Annotated in this window: 31 protein-coding genes and 3 tRNA genes; 4 read left to right on the top strand and 30 right to left on the bottom strand. The window is 69.3% G+C overall.

What is annotated here, in order from left to right; all coding sequences use genetic code 11:
• Positions 1-458: 458 nt before the first annotated feature.
• The 17 genes from rplL to K7640_RS19430 all read right to left on the bottom strand — a co-directional run bounded on the left by rplL (position 459) and on the right by K7640_RS19430 (position 11,224).
• Positions 459-848 carry a 50S ribosomal protein L7/L12 gene (gene rplL / locus K7640_RS19510; protein WP_222956307.1) on the bottom strand — a complete coding sequence of 130 codons (390 nt, stop codon included), beginning with the start codon at positions 846-848 and terminating at the stop codon, positions 459-461.
• A 54-nt stretch (positions 849-902) separates the two neighbouring features.
• Entirely contained in the window at positions 903-1,451 is a 549-nt protein-coding gene (gene rplJ / locus K7640_RS19505; protein ID WP_222956306.1) for a 50S ribosomal protein L10, read from the bottom strand.
• Positions 1,452-1,781: 330 nt separating this feature from the next.
• Entirely contained in the window at positions 1,782-2,471 is a 690-nt protein-coding gene (locus K7640_RS19500) for a hypothetical protein (protein ID WP_222956305.1), read from the bottom strand.
• Positions 2,468-3,346 (bottom strand): ATP-binding cassette domain-containing protein, encoded by an 879-nt coding sequence (locus K7640_RS19495; RefSeq protein WP_222956304.1) that lies wholly within the window; start codon positions 3,344-3,346, stop codon positions 2,468-2,470. Before K7640_RS19495 ends, K7640_RS19500 begins: the two co-directional genes overlap by 4 nt.
• 80 nt (positions 3,347-3,426) lie before the next feature.
• The gene (gene rplA / locus K7640_RS19490; protein WP_222956303.1) at positions 3,427-4,143 is read right to left on the bottom strand and encodes a 50S ribosomal protein L1; all 717 of its coding nucleotides are present in this window, start codon (positions 4,141-4,143) and stop codon (positions 3,427-3,429) included.
• A gap of 83 nt (positions 4,144-4,226) precedes the next feature.
• Entirely contained in the window at positions 4,227-4,658 is a 432-nt protein-coding gene (gene rplK, locus K7640_RS19485; protein WP_222956302.1) for a 50S ribosomal protein L11, read from the bottom strand.
• Positions 4,659-4,844: 186 nt separating this feature from the next.
• Positions 4,845-5,564 carry a transcription termination/antitermination protein NusG gene (gene nusG / locus K7640_RS19480; RefSeq protein WP_222956301.1) on the bottom strand — a complete coding sequence of 240 codons (720 nt, stop codon included), beginning with the start codon at positions 5,562-5,564 and terminating at the stop codon, positions 4,845-4,847.
• 38 nt (positions 5,565-5,602) lie between these two features.
• The gene (secE, locus tag K7640_RS19475; RefSeq protein ID WP_222956300.1) at positions 5,603-5,992 is read right to left on the bottom strand and encodes a preprotein translocase subunit SecE; all 390 of its coding nucleotides are present in this window, start codon (positions 5,990-5,992) and stop codon (positions 5,603-5,605) included.
• 218 nt (positions 5,993-6,210) lie between these two features.
• Positions 6,211-6,283 (bottom strand) — tRNA-Trp (locus K7640_RS19470).
• Positions 6,284-6,410: 127 nt separating this feature from the next.
• Positions 6,411-6,803, bottom strand: a complete 393-nt coding sequence (locus tag K7640_RS19465) for a MaoC family dehydratase (protein ID WP_222956299.1) — start codon at positions 6,801-6,803, stop codon at positions 6,411-6,413.
• A 2-nt stretch (positions 6,804-6,805) separates the two neighbouring features.
• Positions 6,806-7,252 (bottom strand): MaoC family dehydratase N-terminal domain-containing protein, encoded by a 447-nt coding sequence (locus tag K7640_RS19460; RefSeq protein WP_222956298.1) that lies wholly within the window; start codon positions 7,250-7,252, stop codon positions 6,806-6,808.
• Between the two features lie 125 nt (positions 7,253-7,377).
• Positions 7,378-7,545 carry a 50S ribosomal protein L33 gene (gene rpmG / locus K7640_RS19455; protein ID WP_067301359.1) on the bottom strand — a complete coding sequence of 56 codons (168 nt, stop codon included), beginning with the start codon at positions 7,543-7,545 and terminating at the stop codon, positions 7,378-7,380.
• Between the two features lie 133 nt (positions 7,546-7,678).
• Positions 7,679-7,751 (bottom strand) — tRNA-Met (locus K7640_RS19450).
• A gap of 25 nt (positions 7,752-7,776) precedes the next feature.
• Positions 7,777-7,849, bottom strand: a tRNA-Thr gene (locus K7640_RS19445).
• A 97-nt stretch (positions 7,850-7,946) separates the two neighbouring features.
• Positions 7,947-10,475 (bottom strand): bifunctional diguanylate cyclase/phosphodiesterase, encoded by a 2,529-nt coding sequence (locus K7640_RS19440; protein ID WP_222956297.1) that lies wholly within the window; start codon positions 10,473-10,475, stop codon positions 7,947-7,949.
• Between the two features lie 35 nt (positions 10,476-10,510).
• On the bottom strand, positions 10,511-10,690 hold the full coding sequence (locus K7640_RS19435) for a hypothetical protein (RefSeq protein ID WP_222956296.1): 180 nt from the start codon (positions 10,688-10,690) through the stop codon (positions 10,511-10,513).
• A gap of 318 nt (positions 10,691-11,008) precedes the next feature.
• Entirely contained in the window at positions 11,009-11,224 is a 216-nt protein-coding gene (locus tag K7640_RS19430; protein ID WP_222956425.1) for a hypothetical protein, read from the bottom strand.
• A gap of 123 nt (positions 11,225-11,347) precedes the next feature.
• Here K7640_RS19430 and K7640_RS19425 point away from each other — a divergent pair, with 123 nt between their 5' ends.
• Complete coding sequence (locus K7640_RS19425; protein WP_255609491.1) at positions 11,348-11,704, top strand: PadR family transcriptional regulator; 357 nt, start codon at positions 11,348-11,350, stop codon at positions 11,702-11,704.
• A complete protein-coding gene (locus K7640_RS19420) occupies positions 11,701-12,609 on the top strand; it encodes a hypothetical protein (protein WP_222956295.1) in 909 nt (302 codons plus the stop codon). Before K7640_RS19425 ends, K7640_RS19420 begins: the two co-directional genes overlap by 4 nt.
• Positions 12,610-13,292: 683 nt before the next feature.
• Here the strand turns inward: K7640_RS19420 and K7640_RS19415 are convergent.
• The 10 genes from K7640_RS19415 to K7640_RS19370 all read right to left on the bottom strand — a co-directional run bounded on the left by K7640_RS19415 (position 13,293) and on the right by K7640_RS19370 (position 21,289).
• Positions 13,293-13,706, bottom strand: coding sequence for a hypothetical protein (locus K7640_RS19415; protein WP_222956294.1), 414 nt, complete (start codon positions 13,704-13,706; stop codon positions 13,293-13,295).
• Positions 13,707-13,728: 22 nt separating this feature from the next.
• Positions 13,729-14,448, bottom strand: coding sequence for an HNH endonuclease (locus K7640_RS19410; RefSeq protein WP_374198107.1), 720 nt, complete (start codon positions 14,446-14,448; stop codon positions 13,729-13,731).
• A gap of 312 nt (positions 14,449-14,760) precedes the next feature.
• Positions 14,761-16,200: a tyrosine-type recombinase/integrase gene (locus tag K7640_RS19405; RefSeq protein WP_222956292.1), complete on the bottom strand. Its 1,440-nt coding sequence runs from the start codon at positions 16,198-16,200 to the stop codon at positions 14,761-14,763.
• The gene (locus K7640_RS19400) at positions 16,197-16,382 is read right to left on the bottom strand and encodes an AlpA family transcriptional regulator (protein WP_091594889.1); all 186 of its coding nucleotides are present in this window, start codon (positions 16,380-16,382) and stop codon (positions 16,197-16,199) included. Before K7640_RS19400 ends, K7640_RS19405 begins: the two co-directional genes overlap by 4 nt.
• The gene (locus K7640_RS19395; protein WP_222956291.1) at positions 16,379-18,148 is read right to left on the bottom strand and encodes a replication initiator; all 1,770 of its coding nucleotides are present in this window, start codon (positions 18,146-18,148) and stop codon (positions 16,379-16,381) included. Before K7640_RS19395 ends, K7640_RS19400 begins: the two co-directional genes overlap by 4 nt.
• Entirely contained in the window at positions 18,145-18,681 is a 537-nt protein-coding gene (locus tag K7640_RS19390) for a DUF2637 domain-containing protein (RefSeq protein WP_222956290.1), read from the bottom strand. The genes K7640_RS19395 and K7640_RS19390 overlap by 4 nt, the downstream gene beginning before the upstream one ends.
• Complete coding sequence (locus K7640_RS19385) at positions 18,678-18,866, bottom strand: hypothetical protein (RefSeq protein ID WP_222956289.1); 189 nt, start codon at positions 18,864-18,866, stop codon at positions 18,678-18,680. The genes K7640_RS19390 and K7640_RS19385 overlap by 4 nt, the downstream gene beginning before the upstream one ends.
• Positions 18,867-18,869: 3 nt before the next feature.
• Complete coding sequence (locus tag K7640_RS19380; protein WP_222956288.1) at positions 18,870-19,124, bottom strand: hypothetical protein; 255 nt, start codon at positions 19,122-19,124, stop codon at positions 18,870-18,872.
• On the bottom strand, positions 19,121-20,713 hold the full coding sequence (locus tag K7640_RS19375; protein ID WP_222956287.1) for an FtsK/SpoIIIE domain-containing protein: 1,593 nt from the start codon (positions 20,711-20,713) through the stop codon (positions 19,121-19,123). The genes K7640_RS19380 and K7640_RS19375 overlap by 4 nt, the downstream gene beginning before the upstream one ends.
• 180 nt (positions 20,714-20,893) lie before the next feature.
• The gene (locus K7640_RS19370) at positions 20,894-21,289 is read right to left on the bottom strand and encodes a transcriptional regulator (RefSeq protein ID WP_222956286.1); all 396 of its coding nucleotides are present in this window, start codon (positions 21,287-21,289) and stop codon (positions 20,894-20,896) included.
• Between the two features lie 243 nt (positions 21,290-21,532).
• Between K7640_RS19370 and K7640_RS19365 the strand changes: the two genes are divergently transcribed.
• Positions 21,533-22,810 (top strand): RES domain-containing protein, encoded by a 1,278-nt coding sequence (locus K7640_RS19365; protein ID WP_222956285.1) that lies wholly within the window; start codon positions 21,533-21,535, stop codon positions 22,808-22,810.
• A 3-nt stretch (positions 22,811-22,813) separates the two neighbouring features.
• Here the strand turns inward: K7640_RS19365 and K7640_RS19360 are convergent, their stop codons facing one another.
• Complete coding sequence (locus tag K7640_RS19360; protein WP_222956284.1) at positions 22,814-23,335, bottom strand: SLATT domain-containing protein; 522 nt, start codon at positions 23,333-23,335, stop codon at positions 22,814-22,816.
• Positions 23,336-23,455: 120 nt separating this feature from the next.
• Between K7640_RS19360 and K7640_RS19355 the strand changes: the two genes are divergently transcribed.
• Positions 23,456-23,899, top strand: a complete 444-nt coding sequence (locus K7640_RS19355) for a hypothetical protein (protein ID WP_222956283.1) — start codon at positions 23,456-23,458, stop codon at positions 23,897-23,899.
• On the opposite strand, the gene K7640_RS19350 is transcribed toward K7640_RS19355, so the two are convergent.
• The gene (locus K7640_RS19350; protein ID WP_308042610.1) at positions 23,883-24,659 is read right to left on the bottom strand and encodes a glycosyltransferase; all 777 of its coding nucleotides are present in this window, start codon (positions 24,657-24,659) and stop codon (positions 23,883-23,885) included. The two genes, K7640_RS19355 and K7640_RS19350, sit on opposite strands and share 17 nt — an antisense overlap.
• Complete coding sequence (locus K7640_RS19345) at positions 24,647-25,468, bottom strand: GntR family transcriptional regulator (RefSeq protein ID WP_222956281.1); 822 nt, start codon at positions 25,466-25,468, stop codon at positions 24,647-24,649. Before K7640_RS19345 ends, K7640_RS19350 begins: the two co-directional genes overlap by 13 nt.
• Positions 25,469-25,540: the final 72 nt, after the last annotated feature.

Below are 25,540 nucleotides of genomic sequence, written 5' to 3'. Positions count from 1 at the left end.
CTAGCAGTGTAGCCGAGAGGCTAACCGCTGTCCAGCCCACCCCGCAGGCCGTTGCGGAACTTGCCTCGGGAGCCCCTTGAACGGGGTGTCCCGGGCCGCTCGGAACGCAACGTTCCCGTGGGCCGCTCGGGTTTGTCGGCGGCGTTGTGGTGCCGCCGCTGCCATTACCCAAGTGGTGGCCGTCGCAAGCGCGGAAGGTCTTGCTGATGTCAGCGTGCCTGGCAGCGTGGTGCCGCGTCAAGGGCCGGTACCGGTCGGTCGGGCTCTTTCCCTCCGGCGGGCTACCGCGGCAGGGCGCCGGAAACCCCCGATCCGGGCGCCACCGGCCCTGCTCACGCCGTCGCGGGGCGTACACCGACAACCACAGCGGGCGGTGATCCTCGAATGAGGAACACCGCCCGCCAGGAGATGGTGTGCCCCGGCTCACGCGAGCCGGACACGCATCAGGGGAAGCAAGGTCACTTCATGGTGACCTTGGCGCCCTCGCCCTCGAGCTTGGCCTTGGCCTTCTCGGCGGTCTCCTTGTTGGCCTTCTCCAGGATGGCCTTCGGCGCGGCCTCGACCAGGTCCTTGGCCTCCTTGAGGCCCAGGCCGGTCAGCTCGCGCACGACCTTGATGACCTGGATCTTCTTGCCGCCGTCAGCCTCGAGGATGACGTCGAACTCGTCCTTCTCCTCCTCGGCCGGGGCGGCAGCGCCGCCGGCGGCCGGGGCACCCGCGGCCATGGCGACCGGGGCGGCGGCGGTGACCTCGAAGGTCTCCTCGAACTGCTTCACGAACTCGGAGAGCTCGATCAGCGTCATCTCCTTGAACGCGTCGAGCAGCTCGTCGGTGCTGAGCTTCGCCATGTCTGGCGTCCTTTCCTGAAACTGTTAGGTAAGAATCTGGTGCGCCGGGGGGCCTCAGGCCGCCTCGGCGCCCTCCTGCTCGCGCTTCTTGTCCGCCAGGGCGGCCGCCGTACGGACGGCCTTGGAGAGCGGAGCCTGGAACAGGGCCGCGGCCTTGCTCAGGTTGCCCTTCATGGCACCGGCCAGCTTGGCCAGCAGCACCTCGCGGGACTCCAGGTCGGCGAGCTTCGTGACCTCGGCCGCGGTGATGGCCTTGCCCTCGAAGACGCCGCCCTTGATGACGAGCTTCGGGTTGGCCTTCGCGAAGTCGCGAAGCCCCTTCGCCGCCTCGACGACGTCGCCCGAAACGAAAGTCAGCGCGGTAGGACCGGTGAACAGCTCGTCGAGGCCGGAGATGCCCGCGTCGGTCGCCGCACGCTTCGCCAGCGTGTTCTTGGCGACCGTGTAGCTGGTCTCCTTGCCGAGCGAGCGTCGCAGCTGGGTGAGCTGGGAAACCGTCAGACCGCGGTACTCGGTCAGCACCGTGGCACCGGCGCTACGGAAGCTCTCGGTCAGCTCAGCGACGGCCGTGGCCTTGTCGGACCGGATCGGCTTGTCCGCCATGTCCCTCCTCTCTCGTTGCTCGAGGCTGGTCACCGTCGACGAGCGGCGCTCGCGACGGCGGCGGAGGCGACCCGACAACGAGAAAAGCCCCGGCGCAGGGCGCACGGGGCGAGGGCCGGCCGGTAACCGTCGCAGTCGGCGGACCACGAGGAACACAGCCGAGTTTCGCTTGCCGCCCTGCGCGGGTCGCCCGTTGTGGCGGGACCTTCGACCGTGCCGGGGCACGGTGACCAGCGGTCTCTGGGTGGAACTTCGGGGTGAAGCGTACGCGACACTTGCCGTATCGACCAAATCCGGGTAGGGGTGCTCCGGGTCACTCCCCCGGCGCGGTCAGGCCCGGAACCGGCGACGCCAGGCGTATCCCGCCACCGCGAGGGCGGCCCAGGCCAGCGCCCAGCCGGTCAGCCCCAGGCCGGGACCGACGGCCAGCGGGCCGCCCAGCGCGCGGGCGGTCGGCAGCAGCGGCGGGGCCAGCCACGGCGCGACCGACCCGCTCAGGCCGAGGACCAGGCCGCCGACCGCGCCCAGGGCGAGCACCGCGACGCCGTACCCGGCGGCACCGGCGCAGGCCCGGCTGGCCAGCGCGCCGAGCGCCACCGCCGGGGGCACGGCGAGCAGGTGCGCCCAGCCGCCGAGCAGCAGGCCGGCCAGCAGCGTGCGGTCACCCGGGTGCACCGGCCCGGTCACGCCGCCGACCAGCCACGGGAAGACCAGCGCCACCGCCACCGTGCCCAGCGCCGCCACCGCCGCCGCGAGCAGGCCGGCGGCCCGCTCCCGACCGGCGCCGACCAGCACCCCGGCCAGCCGGCGCTGCACGTCGGGCTCCACGTCCAGCAGGATCTTGGTCTGCCAGGCCAGCACCGGGAAGAGCACCACCGCCGAGACGCCGTACGCCTCCGCCGGCTGGGCCCGGCCGCCGCCGTAGAGGACGCCGAGGGCCAGCAGGCCGGCGAGGACCGGCGCGAGCGCCCGTCCGGTACGCAGGAAGCCGGCCAGCCGCTGCCGGACCAGGGCGGTCACCCGGCCTCCCCGGCGGCGCTCGGCACCCCGGCTCCCCGCCGGCTGACCTCGGGCGAGCCGCCGTCGGGCGACCCGTCACCGTGCCGGCCGGCTTGGGGCGGGCCGGTGTCGGCTCCCTGCCGGCTGACGTCGGGCGGGTCGGTGCTGTCGGCGCGTACTCGGAGGATCTGGTGGCCCTCGGCGCGCAACCGGGCGACGGTGCCGGTGACCCGATCGGCCGGCACCAGCAGCTCGACCACCGACATGGCCGCGCCGGCGGTCGGCGCGGTCTCGCGCACCGTCGAGTCGGCCACCGTCCAGAGCCGGGCGCCGGGGAGCCGGGCCGTCTCGCCCCGGTGGTCGCTGACCAGCACCGAGCCACCCCGGGCCCGCACCTCCTCGACCAGCTCGGGCACCAGCTCGCGGGCGGCCGCGTCCAGCCCCTCCCAGGGCTCGTCGAGCACCAGCAGGCCCGGCGGGCGGAGCAGGGCCTGGGCCAGCCCGACCTTCTGCGCGGTGCCCTTGGAGAGCTGGGCCAGCCGGACCGGGCCGAACCGGGCCAGGCCCAGCCGGTCGGCCCAGTGGGCCACCGCCCGGTCGGCGGCGCCGGCGCCGAGCCCGGCGACCCGGGCCATCGAGGTGAGGTAGGCCGTGACGGTGAACGGCTGGTCGGCGGGGAACCGCTCCGGCACCCAGCCCACCGCGGCCGGCCGGTCGGCCACCCGGCCCCGGGCCGGGCGTAGCACCCCGGCGGCGAGTTGGAGCAGGGTGGACTTGCCGGCCCCGTTGCGGCCCAGCACCACGGCCGCCTCGCCCGGGGCGAGCGCGACCTCGACCGCGCGCAGCACCCACGGGCCGCGCCGCCGGTACCGCGCCCAGACGCCCTCCAGCCGCATGCGGGCCAGCGTGCCACAACCACCGCACGCGAAGGGGCCCCGCCACGACGTGACGGGGCCCCTTCGGGAAGCTGCGGTGCTCAGGCGTCGGCCGGAGTCTCCGTCAGGTTCTTGACCACCTTCGGGTCGACCGGCACGCCGGGGCCCATGGTGGTGGTGAGGGTGACCTTCTTCAGGTAGCTGCCCTTCGCCGCCGACGGCTTGGCGCGGAGCACCTCGTCGAGCACGGCGGCGTAGTTCTCCACCAGCTGGGTCTCCGAGAACGAGGCCTTGCCGATGATCAGGTGCAGGTTGGAGTGCTTGTCCACCCGGAAGGTGATCTTGCCGCCCTTGATGTCCGCGACCGCCTTGGTGACGTCCATGGTCACCGTGCCGGTCTTCGGGTTCGGCATCAGGCCGCGCGGGCCCAGGATCCGCGCGATCCGGCCGATCTTGGCCATCTGGTCCGGCGTGGCGATCGCCGCGTCGAAGTCCAGCCAGCCACCCTGGATCCGGGCGACGAGCTCGTCCGTGCCCACCTCGTCGGCACCGGCGGCGGCGGCCTCCTCGGCCTTCGCGCCGGCGGCGAACACGATCACGCGGGCGGTCTTACCGGTGCCGTGCGGCAGGTTGACCGTGCCGCGGACCATCTGGTCCGCCTTGCGGGGGTCGACGCCGAGGCGCATCGCGACCTCGACCGTGGCGTCGAACTTGACGTTGGTGGTCTCCTTGGCCAGCTTGACGGCCTCGGCGGGGCTGTAGAGCTTGGACCGGTCGATGACGTCGGCGGCCTTGCGGTAGCTCTTGCTGCGCTGCATTTCTCAGTTACTCCTGTGGTTGCTGGCGGGCCGCGGTCATCGCGTGCCCTCCCACGAACGGATCGGGAACGAACGGGGCGACGTCAGTCGCCGACGACGATGCCCATCGACCGGGCGGTGCCGGCGATGATCTTCGCAGCCTGGTCGATGTCGTTGGCGTTGAGGTCGACCATCTTCTTCTCGGCGATCTCGCGCACCTGGGCCTGCGACACGGTGCCGACCTTGTTCGACTGCGGCACGCCGGAGCCCTTGTCGACCCCGGCGGCCTTCAGCAGCAGCCGGGCGGCCGGCGGCGTCTTCAGGACGAAGGTGAAGGACCGGTCCTCGTACACGCTGATCTCGGCGGGGACGATGTCGCCCCGCTGCGACTCGGTCTGCGCGTTGTACGACTTGCAGAACTCCATGATGTTGACGCCGTGCTGACCGAGCGCCGGGCCGACCGGCGGAGCCGGGGTGGCCTGGCCCGCCTTCAGCTGAAGCGTGAACGTCTTGACGAGCTTCTTCTTCGGAGGCATGTCTCTTCCTGGGGCTTGGAACTGGGATTTTCCGCCGCCCGCGGGCGCGCACGGTCAGCGCGATGCGGACGGCCGACGTTAAAGGGTAGCGCAAACCTCTACCGAGTTCTCGCAGAGGTCGGCGAGTCGGTGCAACGACGCACCGGCGGGCCGCCCGCGAAGGCCGCCCGCCGGTGCGGACATACGTCAGATCTTGGCGACCTGGTTGAAGTTCAGCTCGACCGGGGTCTCCCGGCCGAAGATCGACACCAGCACCTTCAGCTTCTGCTGGTCGGCGTTGATCTCGCTGATCGTCGCCGGCAGCGAGGCGAACGCGCCGTCGGTGACGGTGACCGAGTCGCCGACCTCGAAGTCGAGGACCTTGACCTCGGGCTTCGCCTTCTTCTGCTCGGTCTCGACCGCCGGGGCCAGCCACTTCAGCACCTCGTCGAGGCTCAGCGGCGCCGGGCGGTCGGCCCGGTCGGTGGCCCCGACGAACCCGGTCACGCCCGGGGTGTTCCGCACGCAGGAGTAGGACTCCGCGGTCAGCTCCATCCGGACCAGGATGTAGCCGGGGAACACCTTGGCCTGCACCTGGGAGCGCTTGCCGTTCTTGACCTCGACCTCTTCCCGGGTCGGCACCTCGACCTGGTAGATGAAGTCCTCCATGTCCAGGGAGGTGATCCGGGTCTCGAGGTTGGTCTTGACCTTGTTCTCGTAGCCGGCGTACGAGTGCACCACGTACCAGTCGCCGGGCGCGTAGCGCAGCTTCTGGCGCAGCTCGGCGACCGGGTCGAATTCCTCGTCCACCGGCTCGGTGGCCGGGAACTCGGTCTCGCTGGCGGCCTCGACCGACTCGTCACCAGCCGCCGTCGCCACCGCGGACTGCTCGTCCGGGGTCTCAGCGGTCTCGTCGTACTCAGGCACGCTCGCTCACTTCCGTCACTATCGGCACAGTCGGCCGGTCAGCTGGGGTTGCCGAAGACCCACAGCACGCCCTTCGCGAACGCGAAGTCGAGGAGGCCCACGATCGTCAGCACCACCGCGACGAACGTGACCACCACGGCGGTGTAGGTCAGCAGCTCCTTGCGGGTCGGCCAGATGACCTTACGCAGCTCGGCCACGACCTCGCGGAAGAACCGCGCGATGCGGGCGAAGAGCCCGATCCGCTCGCCGTCCTTGCGGGTCTTGCGCTCGGGCGACTCGGCCTTGGTGCGCTCCCGGGTGGCCGTGCCACCCCGCGAGACCGGCTCGTCACCAGTGGCCTCGTCGTCGGCCACGTCGTCGACGACCTCGTCGCGCTCGTCGCGCAGCTCGTCGCCGGCGTCCTCGCCGCGCCGCTTGTTGTCGGCCACTTCGCCCTCCGTAGCGGGATCTCGGGTCGCACGCCGGTGCGGCGTACGCGGCGCTTGGTCACGCCGGCCGGACCAACCGTCCCGCGACGGGCCGCGGCCGGCGGATCGACCAGGACGGACCCGAATCGCCTCGGATACCACCCCGCCGATGCCACCACCACGGGCCGGGCGCCGCCAGGACGGCGGCGCGACCCACGGGAACGGTCAGGCCTGAGGCGCAGGGGTGACAGGACTTGAACCTGCAGCCTGCGGTTTTGGAGACCGCTGCTCTGCCAATTGAGCTACACCCCTGTGCGGCAACTCACACCCACCCGGCCACGATCGACCGCGCAGGGGTCACTTGCCCCACGGCGGACCAGTGTACGGGTAGACGTGCGACTTTCCCAACCGGTCCACCCCTCGCGCGTCGCGAGGGTTGTCAGCGGGCCGCCCGGACGGTCGCCCGGGCCTGCGACAGCACCTTCTCCCCCTGGCAGGTCGCGGTGATGTCGAGCCTGGTCAGGCCGTCCTCGGTGACCTCCTTGACCACCGCGGAGACGGTGATCTCGGTGCCCTCGTCGGTGTCCGGCACCACCACCGGCCGGGTGAACCGCACGTTGTAGTCGACCACCGCGTCGGGGGCGCCGGCCCACCCGGTGACCGCGCGGCCCACCAGGGCCATGGTGAACATGCCGTGGGCGATGACGCCGGGCAGGCCGACCGCGGTGGCGACCCGGTCGCTCCAGTGGATGGGGTTGAAGTCGCCCGAGGCGCCCGCGTAGCGGACCAGGTCCGCCCGGGTCACCCGGAACGTCTGGGTGGGCAGTTCCATGCTCACGCCTCCCCGCGTACGACGATCTTGGACCAGACGGTGACCACCGGTTCGCCGGCGACCGTGGCGACCTCGGTGCGGGTGGTCAGGAAGCCGTGCCCGCCCCGGGTGGTGACCTCGTCGATGGTGCTCACGCAGACCAGCTCGTCGCCGGCCACCACCGGACGGGTGTACGCGAAGCGCTGGTCGCCGTGCACGACGCGGCGGTAGTCCACGCCGAGCGCCGGGTCCTCGACGATCTGGGCGGTCGCGGCCATGGTGAGCACCTGGGGGAAGGTCGGCGGGGCGACCACGTCCGGATGCCCGAGCGCGCGGGCGGCCGCCGGGTCGTGGTGCGCGGCGTCGGTGGCGCCGATCGCGGTGGCGAACTCGCGGATCTTTTCTCGGCCCACCTGGTAGGGGGCGGTCGGCGGATAGCTGCGGCCGACGAAGGACGGGTCCAGGGACATGCCGCCGAACCTACACGCAGAAAAGATCGCCGATCCGTACGGGCGGTCGGCCCGGGTGGGCCGCCGGCCGCGCGGATCGGCGATCGGATGCTGCTGGTGACCGGGCCGGCGACGCCGGCCGCGAATCAGCGGGTCTCGCGGTGGATGGTGTGCTTGCCGTCCCGGGGGCAGAACTTCTTCAGCTCGATGCGGTCCGGGTCGTTACGGCGGTTCTTGCGCGTGATGTAGTTGCGCTCCTTGCACTCCACACACGCCAAAGTGATCTTCGGCCGGACATCGGTAGCCTTCGCCACGGCGGAGTGCCTTCCTCGCTAACGGATAACAACTACGGCGCATCAGCCTACGCGCTGATGTCGCAGACATGCAAAGTGGGCGCCTGTGGCGCCCGTCCCACCGACCACCGGGAGTTAGCCCGGAGGACGAGAGTAGCGGTGGCCGGACTTGAACCGGCGACACAGCGATTATGAGCCGCTTGCTCTGCCATCTGAGCTACACCGCCGTGGCGGGTCCAGCCGGACCCTTTGAGCCCCCTTACGGAATCGAACCGTAGACCTTCTCCTTACCATGGAGACGCTCTGCCGACTGAGCTAAGGGGGCCTGCTTGATCACCCCGTGGGGTGTCGCGCAGGAAGAACAGTACACGACCGCCCCTCGGCAGGTGAAATCGGATCCCCCCACACCGCGTACCCGCAGCTCAGGGCACCACGCGCAGCCTCGGGAGCTCGCCAGGGGCGACCGATTCCGGGTCCACCTGGGCGCCGAACCAGGCCTCCAGCCGCTCGTACGGCAGCGGGCGGCTGAACAGGAAGCCCTGCCCGATCTCGCACCCGATGTCCTGCAGCAACTCCAGGGTCAACTCGCTCTCCACCCCCTCGGCCACCACCGCCAGGCCGAACTGCTGGGAAAGCGTGACCACCGCGTTGACGATCGCCAGGTCTCCCGGGTCGGTGGCCATCCCCTGCACGAACGACCGGTCGACCTTCACCTCGTGCACCGGCAGCCGGCGCAGGTAGGCCAGTGAGGAGGAACCGGTGCCGAAGTCGTCCACCGAGAGACGCACGCCCAGGTCACGCAGCCGCCGCAGGGTCGGGATCGGCCGGTCCGTGCCGTCCAGCACCCCGGCCTCCCGGATCTCGAAGGTGAGCCGCTGGGGCGGTACCGCGTACTCGGTGAGCAGCTCGCGGACCCGGTCCGGGAAGTCCCGGTCGGTGAGCGTACGGGCGGAGAGGTTGACCGCGACGGAGAGCGGCTGCTCGGCGGACGCCCAGTCCCGGCTGCGCCGCAGCCCCTCCCGGAGCACCACCTCGGTGAGCCGGCCGAGCTGCCCGGTGTGCTCGGCCACCGCGACGAAGTCCTCCGGCGCGACCACGCCGTGGGTCGGATGCTCCCAGCGGGCCAGGCACTCGACGCCGACCAGCCGGCGGTCCCGCAGCGTTACCTTGGGCTGGAAGTAGACCTCCAACTCCCCCTCGTCCAACGCCCGACGCAGGTCGCCGGCGAGGCCGAGGCGGCGCAGCGACCGCGACTCCAGCGCCGGGTTGAACAGCTGGACGCTGCCGGGCACCGACTTGGCCGCGTTCGCGGCCAGGTCGACCCGTTGCAGCAGGGTCGCGGCATCGCTGCCGTGCTCCGGGTGTACGACCACCCCGACCGCCGTGTCCACGTCGAGCGTGATCGCGTCGAAGGCCAGCTCGCCGCGGATCTGCCGACGTAGCTGCCCGGCCAGCTCCAGGGCCGCCTCGGCGCTCTCCAGCCGCAGGGTGACCAGGAACTCGTCGCCTCCGGTGCGGCCCACCAGGGCCGAGGACGGCGCGCTGGCGCGCAGCCGCGCCCCCATCTCGGCGAGGACCTTGTCGCCGGCGGCGTGCCCCAGCGACTCGTTTACCTGCCGCAGCCCGTCCACGTCGAAGAGCAGGACCGCGACCACCTCACCGGGCGCCCGGATCTTCACCGCCTCCGCCAGCGCGCCGGTGATCCGGCGCCGGTTGGGCAACTTGGTGAGCGCGTCGTGGTATGCGTCGTGGCGCAACCGGTCGACCAGCCGGGAATTCTCCAGGGCCACCGCCGCGTGCGCCGCCACCGTCTCGAAGACCGGCAGGTCGGCCGGGGTGAACCGACCGACGTCGCTGAGCCGGTTGACCACCTCCAGCGTGCCGATCACCACCGGCCCGGAGCGCAGCGGCACGATGATCAGATCCTTGACGTGCCCCCGGTCCAGCTCCCCGCGGGACTCCGCGGCGTCGCCGAACGCCCGGCCCACCGCGAGCAGCCGCCCCCGCTCCCGCACCTGCTCGCGCAGCTTGGCGGGGGTGACCGCGACGTCGAGCAGGCCCTTGTCGTCGAGCCGGGCGGTGAGCAGCACCTCCGGGTGCCGGCCCTGGGCGGGCAGCCAGAGCGTCGCGTACTCCGCCTGCATCAGGGCGCGGATCCGGCCCAGCAGGATGTCGGCCAGCTGCCCCTCGTCGCCGCCCTCCCCCATCACCCGGGTCAGCTCGTACATGTCGCCGAGGGTGCGGTGCTGGCGGAGGAACTGGGAGTAGGAGCGGTAGAGCAGGACCCCGGCGACGGTCAGCGCGAGCAGCAGGACCACCGACCAGGGTGTGGTGGTCAGCGCGATGAGGATGACCAGGCCGATGGTCACGTTCACCACCGCGGTGAGGAGCACCTGCACCGCCGTCCGGGCGGTCTCCCGGCCGCCCTGCCAGCCCTGCAGCAGGGTGATCACTCCCACCACGGCGACCAGGCTCATCACGTTGTAGGCGGTGACGGCTATGAAGGTCACGGCCCAGGTCGCGGGGCCCACCCCGGAGACCGCTGGCAGGGCGACGACCAGCAGGACCGCCACCGAGGCGGCGGCGGCGCTCTTGGCCACGTTGAACCACAGCTTCGCCGGCCCGTGCCGCCGTTGGAGCTGGGTGATCACCGTGGCCGCCGTCATCACCAGCACGACGAGCAGGGGCGAGAGCCAGTAGAGCGCGAGGACGAGCGGGATCTCGGTCAGGCTGACGACGACCGCCTGCCGGCGCACGACGAAGCTCAGCGCCGGGATTTCGGTGACCACCGTGAGGGCCAGCAACAGCAGCGCGATCGGCCACTCGGCGAATTCGGTCCGGGTGCCCAGGGCGAAGAAGATCGCGCTCACCAGCGCGAAGCCGGCCAGCGGACCGGTGATCAGCCAGGCGTGCTCATTCGAGAGACGCTGCTTGGCCTTGGAGGCAACCATGACATCCCGTCAGCGGCGCCGCCGCCCGGCAGCGCTCACCGAGCGTCGACGGCAGGCGAGATGACGTACGTGTGAGATGCCGGCGCGCCCCAGTCGACCCCGTTGGCCTGGAAGTCACCTTCACCGAGCACCCCGGCGACGCTGAGACCCAACGCGGCGGCTGCGACGAGTGCGAGCGTCCTTCCCAGCAGCCGGCCAAACTTGTGACCAGACATCTTGGTACTCCTGTCGACAGGGGTGCGAAGCGTGGAGATTCCACGATGGTGCCATAACCAGCAGGGGCAACAAAGTCCTCGCCGGCCCGGCTCCACCTCGGTACCAGCAAGTCCGACCGAACGTCCCGACCGGCTGGCTGGCGAGGTGATACCCGTACCGGCCACTCCCGTCACACCTGGTTCGTCTGGTGATCACACAGACCATAGGCACTATCGGCGGAATACCGGCAACCCGCCCGAATGCCCCCTGCTCGCTCGGCCGGCCCCGCCGGTCCGGTCCACTTGCGACGCTCCCTCCTCGGCCGGGCGGCGGCCTCGTCAGCGGTCTGGCTGTTGGCCGACGGTCCGGGACTCGCTGACCGCCGCCTCGATGCGGAACCCGACCCCGGCGACCACCAGCAACGCCGCCAACACGTACGGCTCGACCGCTCCGGCATCGTTACCCAGAGTGATGATGGCGACCAGGAAGCCGGCGAGCAGAGCCATGGTGCCGAGCAGGCGGACCGTGGCGGCGCGCCGCGGAGCGGAATTCACCGGAGGACCGTACCCGGATATCGGCCATTGTCGCTGCCCGGCTTCTGACAGTGGCGCCGGCGGGGCCGCGCGCCGCCTGCCAGGTCTTGACCTATACGTCGATCATCTGCTTATGTCGACGGCATGACCGGATCCTTCGCGTCGATGCGCGAACCCACCTACTTCATCCTGGCCGCGTTGCAGGACGAACCGCTGCACGGCTACGCGATCGTCAAGCGGGCGCAGGAGTTGTCCGACGGCCGGGTGCGCCTCACGACGGGCACCCTCTACGCCGCCCTGGACCGGCTCGCCCGGGAAGAGATGGTGCGTGTCGCCGAGGAAGCAGTGGTCAACGGCCGCGCCCGCCGCACCTACCAGCTGACCCCGCGAGGCATGTCCGCGCTGCGCGCGGAAGCGGAGCGGATGGCCGCGGCGGCGAGCGTCGTTCGGGACCGTTCCGTCCGCGCGGCGCCGGCGCCGGGTCGGGTGCTGCCGGCATGACCGAGCTGGAACGCCGCTACCGGTGGCTGCTGCGGGCCTACCCCCGCGCCTACCGGCGATACCGCGCCGACGAGATGCTCGAAACCCTGCTCGCCACGGCCGACCAGCGGCGGCGGCCCGACCTTCGCGAAGCGGCGGCGCTCGTGGTCGGCGGGCTCCGCGCCCGCACCGGTGTCGACCGCCTCGGCTCGCGGTCAGCGCTGGGACACTCCGCGCTGCGCCTGTCCGCGCTGCCCCTGCTCGTCTACGGCGTGACGCTGTGGGCCGGGGGACCGATCTCGTTCCTGGCGACGATGCTGTCGGATGGCCCATACCGGCCCGACGCATGGTGGTTCATCGTCATTCCGGCACTGCTGACCACCGCGCTTTTCGCTGCGGCGTGGGGTAGCTACCGGCTGGCATTCGCCGCCACGACACTGACCCTGGCGGCGCAACTCTGGTCGGCCAACTGGTGGAACCAATCGCTCTGGTCGGTGTACAGCCTCCAAGGCGCGATCGTTCCCCGGTTCTGGCCAGCGGTGCTGGCCTCGCTCGCCCTGCTGCCGCTGGTCCGCGTACCCCGAACGCCGGTGACCAGGCCATGGGCCTGGCCAGTCCTCGGGGCGCTGACCGTCGCGGTGCTGACGCCCAGCCCGATCAACGGCTGGTCCGACGCGCCACTGATGTCCCTGTACGCGTTCGCCGCCCTGGCCGTCATCGGCGCACCCATCGATGCACGGCTGCCGATCGTCGCCTCGGTGCTTCTCCTGGCGCCAGCCTTGGCGCAGGCGAGCTACCAGCTCTATTTCAGAGAGGCAGGGTGGGAACTGGGGGTTTCCACCACCACGATCCTTGTACTTACGGCGGTCATGGTGAGCACGCTTGCAGCCGGCACGATCGCAGGCCGTCGTCAAGTGCGGATGTAGCCCGGAAGCGCTCTCGCTACCACTTCTCGTGGATAGCCGACGAGCCGGATCCTGCCGGACAAACGCAACGGCCCCCGATCAGCATTCCTGCTGGTCAGGGGCCGTTCTCGCACCTGGTGGCGGGTAGAGGATTCGAACCTCTGAAGCTTTCGCGACGGATTTACAGGGCGTCCGCGACCTTCTCAGCTACAGGCGGGCTGAGCTGCGGCTTCGCCTCGGGCATCCATCCGCTGGCGATCGACCGCCCACCATCTGCCCACGCCCACGACACCAGCTCAGCGAAGGAGCCTGCAGGTCCCCCGACGATCCCCAACAGCATGACGGTTCCAGACGACGCTCTGTCACTTACCTCATCGGCCCCAGCTGCACCGGGGTTGATGGACCAGGGCCCTGCTTCTTACTCCACAGGGGCAATGAAACAAGGCTTCAGGACGCGCGCTTGCTCAAGCTCTACAAACCGACTCTCCCCCTCTTCCCGCTCATTGAGAAGAACTATGTCGGCCGTCTCACCAATGACTTGCATGCTAGCGCTGAGACGCCTTCGCGCTTCTATCGCTTCCGAGGTTTTTCCCGAGGGATAAACCACCAACAAATCAACATCTGACCTAGAACCTTGTCCCGCACACGTCACGGGGCGCCCAGGACATCGAGCTGCGCTACCAAATACATATATGGACCAACCGCTAGGAACTACTTCGTCCGCGAAGCGCTTCACGCTGAGCAGGAGACAGATACCCGAGAAACGCTTCTCCATCAAAGTAAACCGCCCCAAGGAACTCGACTGCCTTGAAAAGGCCCACGCCTCGCTCAGTCGCCAGGGCTTTGGCCTCTGATGAGTAGTGATTGTAGTCCATGGTAGAGACGATGCAGGTAGTTTCAGGAGCCTCAGCGAGAATTTCTTCGACATCGGCAACGCCGATCTCATACGAGTTGGTGAGGTAGACGCGGACGCCGGACATACCTCGCCGTCGTACAACGAGCCGGAAGTCGTCCAACTCCTCGACAGTCTCGACTACGTCTCTCGCTTCGAGATACCTCCTTAAGTAATCTCGATGCTGTGGGCGCGGCCGCTTCGCGTAGTATCCGGACTCAGGCATTCATTCCTCCAATGAAGTGTCATTAATCCCGCAACAGGTTGTTCAATTCTATGGGAAATCGGGGAGCTGCCGGATTGATGATCCCACCAAGATGGCGGTCCTCCATGCTTCTCACGTGCATTCGTAGCCTGGTCACCACCGGACGTTCCTGCTCGTTTAGAAGCGCCTGGTTGGCTTCGAGGAGTCGGAGCATCCGGGCATTGTTGGGCAGAACCCGAGCAACAACTTCCCGCCGCCATGCTGCGCTCACATCGCTGAATAGCGTCCTATTGGCCGCCTCCGAATCAGGACCATAGGTTTCCCATATCTGCCGATTCTCCGATAGATAAGGGTCGAGGGACCGCCGGAGTTCGGCACGGGTCCCATAAGTCTGGATTCCAAGAATCTCCCGTACGCGCGCTTCATGCGAGTCCTTCCATTCCTTGAGCAAGCTCACCGGATACAGACTCGGCGCGGCGTCAACAATGCTGTGGCAGTTCGGACACAGCAGAATTAAGTTCTGAAAAGAGGTTAGTTCCGCTTCGGTAGCCTCAACGTCGCTGCGAGGTCCACCCTCACCCGCCGCTACGATATGTGCCACTTCAGCCAGCTTAACGGCTCGGCCGTCTTCCAACTCGTGCCAAAGAGAGCCGATTGGACACGCGGGCTTATAGCAGTACCCCGCCCCTGCGGCGATAAGCCGCACCACCGTCTCTCTAGAGATCTTTCGCCCGCGATTAGGTGCGCAGCGGCTTGATACCATCTCTGTCACACTGTCAAGCCTCCCACGGCAGGCAAGCTAGCTGACATACTCCCTACGGTGGAGTACGCGCCGAACTTATGGCTATCGCCATGATGGATACTCCGGAGAGCCGGTGCAGTCATCAACCTGCCTCATGTGCTGTTGGACTGCCAGGCACCTGAACAGCAATTAAGTGCGGCAAACCCAGGGCCCGGATCAGGCGGGACGACGCTGGAACTTGCGCGTGACCTTGTTCGGGGCTTCATCGTACTCAGCTGCTGTCAACAGCCGGCCAGGGAAGAGTATTAGCGTCCCGATCCTGAGCTGGACGGATCACCCGAGGACCCTGCCGATCTTGTCGTTGATGGTGTCGTCGCCGCCGTCGATGCAGTTGGCGTAGACGCGGAGGAGGACGGCGACACCGTGACCCAGGCGCCGGGCGACCTCGGTCGGCGGGACGCCGGCATTCAGCCAGAGCGAGGCCGCCGCGTGCCGCAGGTCGTACGGCCGGCGGATCAGCGGCGAGGCAACCTGTGATTCGGTCAGCGCCTTTTCGCGGGCGAGCTTCCACCACCGGTCGTAGACCGACTCGGAGAGCGGCCCGCCGTGCAGGCCCCGGAAGAACCGACCGTCCGGACCGACCCCGTGGTGGTCGACGTGCTCGCACAGCAGCTCGACAAGCCGGGGCGGGATCGGGACCGTACGGGTCTCAGCCCTCCCCCGGTGCTTGAGGCCACGCCGCTCGTGGGAGCCGCCGTCATCGGTCCAGTGGGAGCCGGCGCGCGGCGAGGTGCCGGCGAGCACCAAGCGGCCCCAGCAATATTCGATCTTCTCGTGGTCGCAGGACCGGGATGGCCTGACCGCCGCCAGGTCGTCGAAGTCAGCGCCGCAGTCGACGCACCGGCCGGGCAGGTCGCAGTCCTCCCGTCGAAGATCGGCAGCTTCGGACGGGCGCATGCCGGCGTAGTAGAGACAGCCGAAGAACGCCGTGACTTTGTCGGCGCGTTTGCCGAGAGATTTCACCGCCTCCAGCAGCGCGGCGACCTGGGCCGGGTTCGCCACTACCCGCCGGTCGATGGACTGCGCGACCTCGGGAGCGGTCCACTGCACCCGGTCGACCGGGTTGGAGGCGATCAGCTCCAGCTCGACGGCGTACCCGAGCACGTTGTAGAAGGTGGCCCGCTTCCGCTGGACGGTGGAGGCAGCCGCGGGCTTGCCGTCTAGGCGTACGCAGAGGCTGTCGAGGACCCGGCGGACCATCGCGGGCGAGTCCAGCTCGACGACCGGCAGGGACGCGGATTCCAGCCAGGCGAGGGCCGCCGCGTGTTCGGTGGGGATCTCCTCGGACCAGCGGCGCGGGTTGAGGCCGTAGAGGTACAGCGCCTCACGGAGCAGGGCGTCGGCCGGTCGGCCCCGCTTCGTCGGCCGGGTCAGGGTCACCGTGATGGACGTCAGCGCCTCGACGATAGAGCGCCGGGTCTTGGCCGCCGCCCGGGGCCACTTCATCTCGACGTACGCGCGGCTGTGCGCGTACCAGGTCGTGAGGTTCTTGGTTCTGGCCTCGGAGACCGGGCGGCCGGTGGCCGGGTCGAAGGGCTCTCCGGCGTTGGCCGCCTGAACCAGCTCGGCGCGGAACGAGTGCGCCAGGGCCTTGGTACGGAACATCTCCTCGAAGCGCTGGCCAGCCACCGCCCAGCGGACCCGCCACGGTCGAGCCTTCCGGTCGGCGCGCTTGCCGATCTCCCAGATCTGGACCTCGTAGCTCTTCTTCATGCCGCGTCCTGCTCCAGCTCACCGAGCCACCGCCCGAGCGCGGACCGGCGGACCCGCAGCTGCCCGTTCGGGAGCTTGATCACCCGTGGCCCCTTGCCGGTCTGCCGCCAGTAGAACCAGGTCGAGCGCGATACCCGCAGCTCGGCGAGCACTTCCGGCACGGTCAGCAGTTCCTCGTTCAATGCGACTCCTCCCCCATGTCCTGCGCGTCGTGCTGAGTTGCCGAAAGATCTGGCGACCCCTGGGCGGCCCGGTCCTTGGCGGCGAGGAGTTCCGTCCGCCAGCGGGCGCGTTCGCTGATCGAGCGCATGAGCCGGTGGGACATCGGTCCGACGTCCGGGTCGTCGGGCCGGGCGAGTTCCCAGGCGTGCCGGACGCGCTCAGCGGTGTCGCCCTGGTCGTCGACGAGCTGCCCGGCGGTGGCGCTGTCGGTGGTGACGCCGAGCAGTGCCCGGACCCAGGCGCGTACGTCGTGCTTGTGGTCGGCGAGGGTCTTGCCGGACCAGTCGCGGGAGATGAGGATGCGCCGGCCGCCGATGCCGAGGGTGTCGCGTTGGTGGACCTTGCCCTTGCAGCGGCCGGGCTTGAGCTTGGCGTGTGCCTTCTTGGGTTGGACGCCGTAGAGCAGCCAGTTGGCGCACCGGTCGGTGCACGGGGTGACCCGGAGTTCCTGCCAGAGCCGGTCGAGGTGGGCGCGTTGCCGGTCGGTGGTTGCCTTGTGGCAGTCGCCGGTGTGCTTGGTGATGTACTTCGTGACGTACCGGATGGTGCGCTCGGCGTCCTCGGTGCCGGGCATGACGCCGCGGGCGTCGACCTGGGCGCCGAAGCGGACGACGTGCACCGGCTCGGCGTCCGGGTCGTCGTCGATGGCGTCGAGGGCTTCCATCCAGCTGGCCAGCGGCTCCCGGGTGTCGGGGTCGACCCACGCGGCCGCCTGCTCGTCCCAGACGGGGAGCCGGTCGAGGGTGTACCGCTGGACGTCGACCGCCGGCCACCACACCTGGTGATAGGTCGCCGCCGCCACGGTGCGGAGCACGTCCCGTGGGATGGTGCCCCGGATGGCGAAGTGGGCGTGTGGGGCGAGGCGGCGTTGCGGCTCGACGCAGCCGGCGTACTGGACGTTCCAGCCCTCGCAGCGGCGCAGGTTCTGCCAGAGCCGGTCGAGCAGCCGGGGGAAATGCACGGCGTCCCAGGCTGCTCGGCGGTAGTCGTACCGAGCTGGGTTGACCGGGGTGCCGTCGGGGCGGACCGGGCCGTAGGAGTCGAGGGTGAGCGTGAGCCACATCGACGGCCGGAAGGTCGAGCCGTCCCGGGCGGTGTAGGTCTTGCCGACGGTGCGCCGCTCGACCTTGCGGCGGGGCAGGTCGGGGGCGTCCTGGCGCCGCCGGGTGGAGCGCTTGCGCCTGCGGCCGGGCTCGTCGTCCTGGTCCTCGTCGGCGCCCGCATGGGGTGGGCCGACGCGCCCGCGCAGGCCCTCCGCTGCGATGGCTTCTTCTACCTCGCGGATCGCCTCGTCGAGGTCGGTCACCTGGTCCCACTGGGCGGCGCGGACGGCCTCGTCGCGGGAGAACTCCAGGTGTGCCCGGAACAGGATCAGGGACTTCTGTGCCTCGGTCGCGGGTTCGGGGCCGGGTAGGGGTTCGTCGTCGCGGTGCCAGCCCTCGCGGATCTGGGCCTGCCGCAGCCGGCGGTTCTTCTTGGCGCAGGGCGGGCACTTGTCCTCGCGGGTCGCCCCGCAGGGCAGGTCGATGACCTCGGTCAGGCCGGTGTCGAGGTCGGTGCGGCGCATCGCGAGGGGGCGGACGCAGACGCCGTACTCGATCGCGATCTGTTTGAGCACGTCGACCGAGCGGGGCAGCGCCATGCGGGCCGCCCGCGACCCCGGCCGAGGAGCAGCAGCCGGGGTCGGGGCGGCCGGCGCGAGGCCGGGCAGGGTCGGCGCGGTCATCGGATGATCCCCACGACCTGCGGCCGGGTGGGCTGGACGACGCCGAGCGGAGGCAGCACCGCGGCCGATGCCGGCGGCATCACCGGAGCCGGCGGGACGGGTTCGACAGGCTGCGGCTCGTCGTACCAGTCGGCTTGCGGCTGGTCGGGCTCGGGCGCCGGTGGTACGGCGGGTGCGCTGGACAGGACGACCTTGACCAGGGCGAGGAAGGCCAGCGACGGCACGGCGGCGACGATCCAGCCCCACACGGACGGTTCGGCTTCCGCGACCTGGGCGGCGAGGGACAGCAGGGCGAAGGCGACCAGGAGCACGCCGACCATTCCGACCGGGCGGCCGGCGCGGCGGCGGGCGCGGATCTCCAGCCCGAGGTAGATCGCCATCAGCTCGACGGCCACCGCGTTGGCCCAGCCGATCCAGTCCGGCTGCCCGTGCGCCACGGTCAGGTCATGGACGTGGGTGAAGGCGGCGGCGCCGGCCATGATGCCGACGGTGAGCAGGATCAGCAGCCGGGCAGCCGGCTCGGCGCGCATCATCGGCGGCCCCCGCGGTCGCGCACGGTCAGGGTGATGTGGATGCGCTGCCCGTGCAGGTCGCGGCGGTGGTCGACGAAGTGCGCCAGGCCATGCAGGGCGGCGGCGAGCCGGTCCGGGGACTCGTTCAGCTCGATGTGCAGCGGCTTGATGCGGTGGGTGCCGAGGAAGAAGCGCTTGAGGGACATCGGTTACCTCCGGGCCGGGGCGACGCGGGTACGGATGTGCTCGGGCGGCTCGCCCAGGGAGGCGACCGCTTCGGAGAGGCAGCGCCACAGCGCCCACGCCTCGTCGGGGGTCAGGTGCATGCGGCGCCGGCCGCCGCCGACGGCGAGATAGACCGGGTACGGGTCGGGCCGCTCCGGGTCGACGCGGACGGACACGGCGGTGCTGCTCGCGCCATCCGCGTTCGGGGCGCGCAGCCGGTAGAAGGCCGGGGCGGTCACCGCGGCTCACCCCCGTCGGCGTCGCGGTCGAGGAAGGTCAGCAGCGAGTCCGGCAGCAGCGGCCCGCGAGGGCGGGGCAGCGGTTTCCGGTTGGGCTCGTCGGCGGTTTCCCGGCCGACCTGGGCGAGGATGTCCGCCGCGTCGGCCGGTGCGGCGTAGCCGGCGGCCAGCTCCCGGATGTGGTCGTCGGAGATGTACGAGAACCGCACCCGGGCCGGCTCCGGGGTGCCGTCGAGGATCACGTAGCCGACGCCCTTGGCCCACCGGGGCATCTGGTCGGCCAGCGCACCTCGGTTGCGGGCGCCGTCACCCAACACCAGGTCGACCTGAGCGGCCTCGGTCAGGCCAAGCGCGATCCGGGTCGGGAACAGGTCCCGGAACGGCAGCACCTCCTTGCGGGGGTCCTGCAACGCAGCCACCACCAGCACGCCGACGCCGGCACCCTGAGACAGCAGCAGCCCCAGCGAGGACGCGATGCGCTTGCGCAGGTCGACGTCCTGGAGGTACGCGGTCAGCGCCGCCATCTCGTCGATGACGACCACGACCAGGGGGTCAGCCTCGGTCGGGGTGTGCACCCGCACCGCGCCGGCCAGCCGGGTCTGCCGCTCCCGCATCACCGCCACGGCCTCGTCCAGCAGGTCCGCCATCGCCTCGAACGACTTGCAGGCGAACCGGGCGAACAACGGCCGACCCATGGCGAACTCCATCCCGCCCTTGGGGTCAATCACCCACAGCCGCACCAGCCCCGAGGTGATCCCACCAGCAAGCGCCCGCACCAGCGACCACAGCACGGAGCCCTTCCCGGAGCGGGTAGCGCCGCCAATCAGCACATGGGTGGCAAGCAGGTGCAGACGCCAGTGCCGCAGATCCTCGCGACGGGCCAGCGGCAGCGCGGTGAAGTCCGGCACCGACGGCACGTCGAACGGCTTCACCACCGTCCGCAGCGCATCCGTGCGGACCACCACCAAATAGACCAGCGACGGCCGGTCCCGGTACCGCAGCCGGTCCACCCAGCCGAGCACCATCGCCCAATAGCCGGTACGAACCGGCGGCTCCCCGGGACGCTCCGAGTAGACCCGGGCGTGGCGGCGGCCGAACGCGTACGCCAGGTTCGCCGTGACCCGCTGGAACTCCTCCGGCGTCTGGCCCCGCACCATGCGGATGGTCAGCACGTCGAGCGCCTGATCCGAGCGCACCCGCAGCAACCGCGGCAGGACGACCCGATGGTCATACGTGCGGGTCAACCCGCACAGCGTCATGGCCTCCCGCCACGCCCGCCGATAGACGAACACCTGACGGCACCGACCCAGCACCGGGCCGGCGCACCAGGCCCACCAGGACGCCTCGTGCTTCCACCGCCACACAGCCGACACCAGGCCGGCCAGGACCAGCGGAACGATCAGCCCGGAGCGGCCGAACTCCCGGTAGAGCACCACCGCGGCCACCGCCAGGCCGACGGAGACCGGGTGACGCACGCACCACCACAGACCGCGCCACAGCCACCGCAGCACCAGGCCGAGCACGATCAGCCAGACCGGCAACTCCAGCCGGCGCGGCCGGATCACCATCAGGTCCCCGGCCGTGGTCATCACGACCTCACCACGCGGCCGGCGGATCATCGCGCACCCCGAACGACCGCCACCAGCACCCGCCCGACGGCGGGCATACCCTTGGACATGTCACTACCTCTCTCGCCAGAGCAGGGGAAGAGACAGAGGGCGGGGCTGCCGTCCGCCAAGACCTGACAGCCCCGCCCCCACCTGATGCGGCTACGCCGCCGCCTTCTTGGCCACGCCCGCCGGCGCCCGCAGCCCGGTCGCACGTAGCGAGTACGCCATTCGGTTGTTGTTGCTCACGTACGGCGTGACCGTCATCCCGTCGAACTCCACCGCCTCGAACGGCGCACCCGTCGGCGGCACCGGCTGGTAGTCGGCGGAGATCTTCACCGTCGTCTCCCGTGACCGCTTCCCCAGCTCGGGATCCAGGTCCATCACCCGCACCTGCCACACCCGCTGGCCGGTCACCTTGTCCTTTGCCGGGGTGCGCCGGCCGGTCTTCTCGTCGTAGTCCTCGACCTCACCCATCGACTCGGGCACCAACGCGCACCCCGCCGGGAACACGTCCTCGAACCGCACGGCGAACCGCGTGCCGCCTCGCAGAGCCATCGCTCAACCTCCAGGTTGTTAACTTGTCTGCCAAGTTGCGGTCCAAGGTAGACGGCACTTGGCAGACAAGTCAACAACTTCCTAGATGCGGGCTGGCCGAGAGGTTTTGCGCAGTCCCACATCTGCCGACCAAGGGGGCAGTCGGACGCCCCAGTGCGGCTTGAGCCCCTGCACCCTGGTTGATCTTTGTGCAGGGGCCGCATCTCGCTGCTTGGGGCCGGCAGACGTCTAGCGTTCAACAGATTGATCAGCGCCGCTACGCTGGTGGCTGGCGGCGAGGCAGGTGACTTGATGGAATCGGATAATCACATCGTGAATGACGAATGGCCGTACGACGACGAGGATCTTGACGGGCTGAGCCGCGTAAAGCTGATCTGTGAAGGCTGCGCCGGCACCGATCCCCACCTGCAGGATGCGGTCGCACGAGCGACCTCGCCGAACTACGCGTGCTCATACTGTGGTTTTCATCCGGCCGCCCCGATCGACGTCCTCATCCGCGCGTTCATGGTAGGCGTCCACCACACGTTCGATCGAGCCGATGATGTGGGAATGCCGCTCGACGAGGAGCTCGTCACTCTATTCCGAGGCGACGAGCTTCCCTACCACCTCGACGGACTTGGCTCCGACCCGTACGGCTGGAATGTCTCCGATGACGTCGGGCGACGGGTACCAGAGGGCGTCTACATCCTGAAGTCCTGGAAATCGCGCGAACCCACGGAAGAGTACGCCCTCACATGGAGTAGGTTCCGCCAACAAATCATGCATCGCACACGCTTCGTGTTCTGGGCCGTACAGCGGAAGGCAGGCAGCGGCGGCGTCGACCAGATGTCAGTGGCGGCCGCACTTGACGCTATCGGCCGATCGCTCAGGGAACTGGGCGCGATCAGGACTTTGCCCCCTGGCACGTCCATGTACCGAGTACGCGGTCATGACGCCACAGATGAGTCGAAGAGTTGGGCCGCGCGCGACCTCGGGACCAACCGACCAGAGTTGTCAGTGAACGCCTCACGTATGAGCCCGGCCGGCATCCCGCTGTTCTATGCAGCCGAAGACGTCGAGACCGCACTCGCGGAGGTAGCGCGCACAGATCCCCGCGAGTACTTCACCTCAGGACGCTTCGCCACGACGAAAGCGATCGACATAGTGGATCTGAGCGCGATTCCTTCGGTGCCGAGCCCATTCGATCCAGAACTCGGCGGCGCACGACACGAGATCGAGTTTCTGCACGAATTGATCGGCGAGCTACGGCAGCCAGTCGATCATCAGCGCGGTCACCTTGACTACATCCCCACACAGGTGTTTAGCGAGTACATGCTGCATGTCTTCGATGGTGCCGATGTGAAGGGTATCGCCTGGAATTCGGTGGCCTCGCTTGAAGGCCGCCTGTGTTTCGCGGTGAACATCGCTCATGAGAACTGCATTGGCGAAGAAGAAGCCTCGACCAGCGAGCCTCAGTTGCGGCTCGCCAATGGCAGCCTGGCTACTCACCAACGCCGCACCAACGAGTTCCGCACCCTATAGAAGTCACCGAGCGATTCCCTCGCTGCTCTCCCGCCGCTCGGCGGACGCCGCATTCCGAATTTCGGTCCAGGCCGTTAGATCATCATCTAAGATCTGATTCAGCATCAACATGCAGTGATTCGCAACCTCGCTGCGGCCCTCGCCCGACGCCCGACGCAGATAAACTTCCCTCTGAACCGTGTGCAGCCGGCTCACAATTACCGACCGTTGAATCCACAATTCACGGTGACGAAAAAGACCATCCCATGCGGCAAGCACCGCAATAATTGCGGTTACACCTACGCTGCATAGCCCTAGCCAAGCCAGCCCGGTGAAAGTTGTGGTCGCTCCTAGTAGCGCGATCAGCCCGTTGGCCGCCGCAGTCGCGACTACCACCACACGGGCCCGGCGCTTGGCCACGCCGCGCGCTCGGGAGAAATCGGCAAGGTAAAACTCCAGATAATACATGGCTACGTCAAGGGTGTCCGCGTCCGCGGGTGGGCTGCCGGGCAGGCGGACACCGCTCGACTGCTTCTCCCGGATCACGCGCATCACCCTAAGGGATGCCCGCAATCCTGGCACCTGCCTGTCCGGACCGACGGAGGATGCCCGAGCCCTGAGCCGCGACTGACGAATGAAGCGCTTGACGATGGATAACTAACGGTGATGACACCTAAAAAGAGATCGGTAGACGACCAACATTCCCGCCCTGAGGGCGTCAACGACGCCACGGTCAAGGCACTCGGAGAGCTAAGCAAGGCGCTGGAGACGATTCACCGGGTACGCGGACACCTCTATGCGGCACACCAACTCGTCGGCGGGGCGGACCTGACGCTGGACCGCGTCGTCGAGCTGCTCCGGGAGGCGGGGCACAGCGAGATGGCCGAGCGTGTGGAACGCGACCTACTGGGTCGGAACGTGCTTCCCGGGCGTTGGACGTTCCAGATCATGGAGGAGTTCGACGACGGCTACTACGCGGCCTTCCAGGAGGTCGAGCGCGAAGCCCGCGAGAAGCTAGCCGGCGGCCGGCGGCACATCTACGAGGCCGAGATGAAGCAGCGGCGCCGCACCCTCGGCATGCCAGGGCACGAAGCTACGCCGCAGGAGTGAGCGGTAGGCCGTTGGGCAACATCGAGGCCAGGGCTTCGGCTCTGGCCTCGATGATCCTCATCCGTCCCTCGTACTCTGCCGGCTCCCGGTGGGCGGCCTGGCTGGTGACCTGGCCGGGCCACTTGCGGTAGAGCAGGCCGTATTCGCGGGTGAAGTAGCCCTCGCTGATCGCGTTGGCGGCGAGCAGCAAGCCGGTGTCTTCGGAGGCGGGCAGGGCCATCCAGCCGCCCAGAGCGAAGACGAGATCCCGGCGGAGACAGAGTGTCGCCGGGTGCACCGAGGCGCGGTAACCGTTGGCCTTCCAGAAGGACAGGACATCGCCGCGGGCGATGACCCCGCCGGCCGGATCCTTGTCCCACCCGGCGGTCGACCCGTCGGGCAGCAGATCGAGAACGCGCGAGGTAGTCCAGCCGATCTGCGGGTGATCGTCGAACGCGGCGATGTCCCGGGCGAGGGCGCCGGCGGTCAGTTGGTCGTCGGCGTCCAGAACCTTGATGAGTTGACCGGCAACCCGGGAAAGCGCGAGGGTCCGGGCAACACCGGGACCGCCGGGTCGACCGGCGCCGAGGCTGATCCGCGGATCGTCGGGGAGCACGTCGAGCAGGGCGCCGGTCTGCCCGTCCTCCTGGACGAGCCACTGCCAGTCCCAGCCCGGGGGCATGTCCTGCTTGACCAATGACTCGTAGGCGCCAGCAAGGTGCTCGATGCTGGGCGCGTGGACGGGCGTGACGACCGAGACGATCTGCGTCAAGTTTTCCACCGTTGGAGTTTGTGGGAGTAGACAAGCTCGGTCCGGTCGCCCGGCATCACCACGTCAGCGACCTCGACGACGCGGCCCGTGGTGTCAATCGAGGTCTTGCGCACGGTGAGCACGGAGACGCCCGGGTCGATGTCCAGTAGCTCGGCCTCGTCGGGGGACGGTGGGCGGGCTCGGATCACGTCGTCGATCCGGTCCACCTCGATGCCGAGCGTATGGAGCTGGTGCTGCGTGCCGCCCGGCCAGGGCTCTTTGCCCGCGTCGAGCAGATCCGGGTTCGCGGCCACCAGGTCGTAAGGCAAGAATGAGTACGACATGGTCAGCGGCGCGTTCTCGTGCTGGGAGGACGTCCAGTAGACGCGGCGCAGCAGCGGAGTACCCGGCTCGACCCGTAGGGCCGCGGCCATGTCCTCGTCCGCCTCAACGCGGGTGTACTCAGCGTGGAACTTCAGGTCATCAACGGTCAGGCCGGTGTCGTGCTCAATGGCACCGGTCTTGATCCGCTCGGCCTCGTCGAGCAAGGCACGATCCTTCTCCCACTGGTACCGCTCGGCGTTGCGCCGGCGCACCCGTTGCCGGGGGGCGCGGACGTAGGTGCCGCGCCCCTGCTCGGCCCGGACCAGGCCCCACTCCCGGAGCTGACGAATGGCGTTGCGCACGCTGGTGCGGGACAGGCCCGACGTGTCGGCCAACTCCGTCTCGCTCGGCATCAGCGTGCCGGGGGCTAGCTCTCCGCGCGTGATCTTTGCCCGCAACTCTTCCGCGAGTTGCAGGTATCGAGGGCGCCAGTCCCGGCCATGCACACCGGTCACCGTACCCCCTAGTCGTTCCAACGTCTGCCAGGTGGTCCCGCCAGCGGGCCGCTCGGGTAGCGCGGCGACGGG

The organism is Micromonospora sp. PLK6-60 (genome assembly GCF_019890675.1).
GTDB lineage: Bacteria > Actinomycetota > Actinomycetes > Mycobacteriales > Micromonosporaceae > Micromonospora.
This window is presented reverse-complemented; position numbering and strand designations above follow the sequence as displayed.

Excerpts from the sequence above, each read along its gene's own strand:
- rplL (WP_222956307.1), bottom strand. The coding sequence starts at position 848 with ATGGCGAAGCTCAGCACCGACGAGCTGCTCGACGCGTTCAAGGAGATG.
- rplJ (WP_222956306.1), bottom strand. The coding sequence starts at position 1,451 with ATGGCGGACAAGCCGATCCGGTCCGACAAGGCCACGGCCGTCGCTGAG.
- K7640_RS19495 (WP_222956304.1), bottom strand. The coding sequence starts at position 3,346 with ATGCGGCTGGAGGGCGTCTGGGCGCGGTACCGGCGGCGCGGCCCGTGG.
- rplA (WP_222956303.1), bottom strand. The coding sequence starts at position 4,143 with ATGCAGCGCAGCAAGAGCTACCGCAAGGCCGCCGACGTCATCGACCGG.
- rplK (WP_222956302.1), bottom strand. The coding sequence starts at position 4,658 with ATGCCTCCGAAGAAGAAGCTCGTCAAGACGTTCACGCTTCAGCTGAAG.
- K7640_RS19465 (WP_222956299.1), bottom strand. The coding sequence starts at position 6,803 with ATGGAACTGCCCACCCAGACGTTCCGGGTGACCCGGGCGGACCTGGTC.
- K7640_RS19460 (WP_222956298.1), bottom strand. The coding sequence starts at position 7,252 with ATGTCCCTGGACCCGTCCTTCGTCGGCCGCAGCTATCCGCCGACCGCC.
- K7640_RS19440 (WP_222956297.1), bottom strand. The coding sequence starts at position 10,475 with ATGGTTGCCTCCAAGGCCAAGCAGCGTCTCTCGAATGAGCACGCCTGG.
- K7640_RS19435 (WP_222956296.1), bottom strand. The coding sequence starts at position 10,690 with ATGTCTGGTCACAAGTTTGGCCGGCTGCTGGGAAGGACGCTCGCACTC.
- K7640_RS19425 (WP_255609491.1), top strand. The coding sequence starts at position 11,348 with ATGACCGGATCCTTCGCGTCGATGCGCGAACCCACCTACTTCATCCTG.
- K7640_RS19420 (WP_222956295.1), top strand. The coding sequence starts at position 11,701 with ATGACCGAGCTGGAACGCCGCTACCGGTGGCTGCTGCGGGCCTACCCC.
- K7640_RS19415 (WP_222956294.1), bottom strand. The coding sequence starts at position 13,706 with ATGCCTGAGTCCGGATACTACGCGAAGCGGCCGCGCCCACAGCATCGA.
- K7640_RS19410 (WP_374198107.1), bottom strand. The coding sequence starts at position 14,448 with ATGGTATCAAGCCGCTGCGCACCTAATCGCGGGCGAAAGATCTCTAGA.
- K7640_RS19405 (WP_222956292.1), bottom strand. The coding sequence starts at position 16,200 with ATGAAGAAGAGCTACGAGGTCCAGATCTGGGAGATCGGCAAGCGCGCC.
- K7640_RS19395 (WP_222956291.1), bottom strand. The coding sequence starts at position 18,148 with ATGACCGCGCCGACCCTGCCCGGCCTCGCGCCGGCCGCCCCGACCCCG.
- K7640_RS19390 (WP_222956290.1), bottom strand. The coding sequence starts at position 18,681 with ATGATGCGCGCCGAGCCGGCTGCCCGGCTGCTGATCCTGCTCACCGTC.
- K7640_RS19385 (WP_222956289.1), bottom strand. The coding sequence starts at position 18,866 with ATGTCCCTCAAGCGCTTCTTCCTCGGCACCCACCGCATCAAGCCGCTG.
- K7640_RS19375 (WP_222956287.1), bottom strand. The coding sequence starts at position 20,713 with ATGACCACGGCCGGGGACCTGATGGTGATCCGGCCGCGCCGGCTGGAG.
- K7640_RS19370 (WP_222956286.1), bottom strand. The coding sequence starts at position 21,289 with ATGGCTCTGCGAGGCGGCACGCGGTTCGCCGTGCGGTTCGAGGACGTG.
- K7640_RS19355 (WP_222956283.1), top strand. The coding sequence starts at position 23,456 with ATGACACCTAAAAAGAGATCGGTAGACGACCAACATTCCCGCCCTGAG.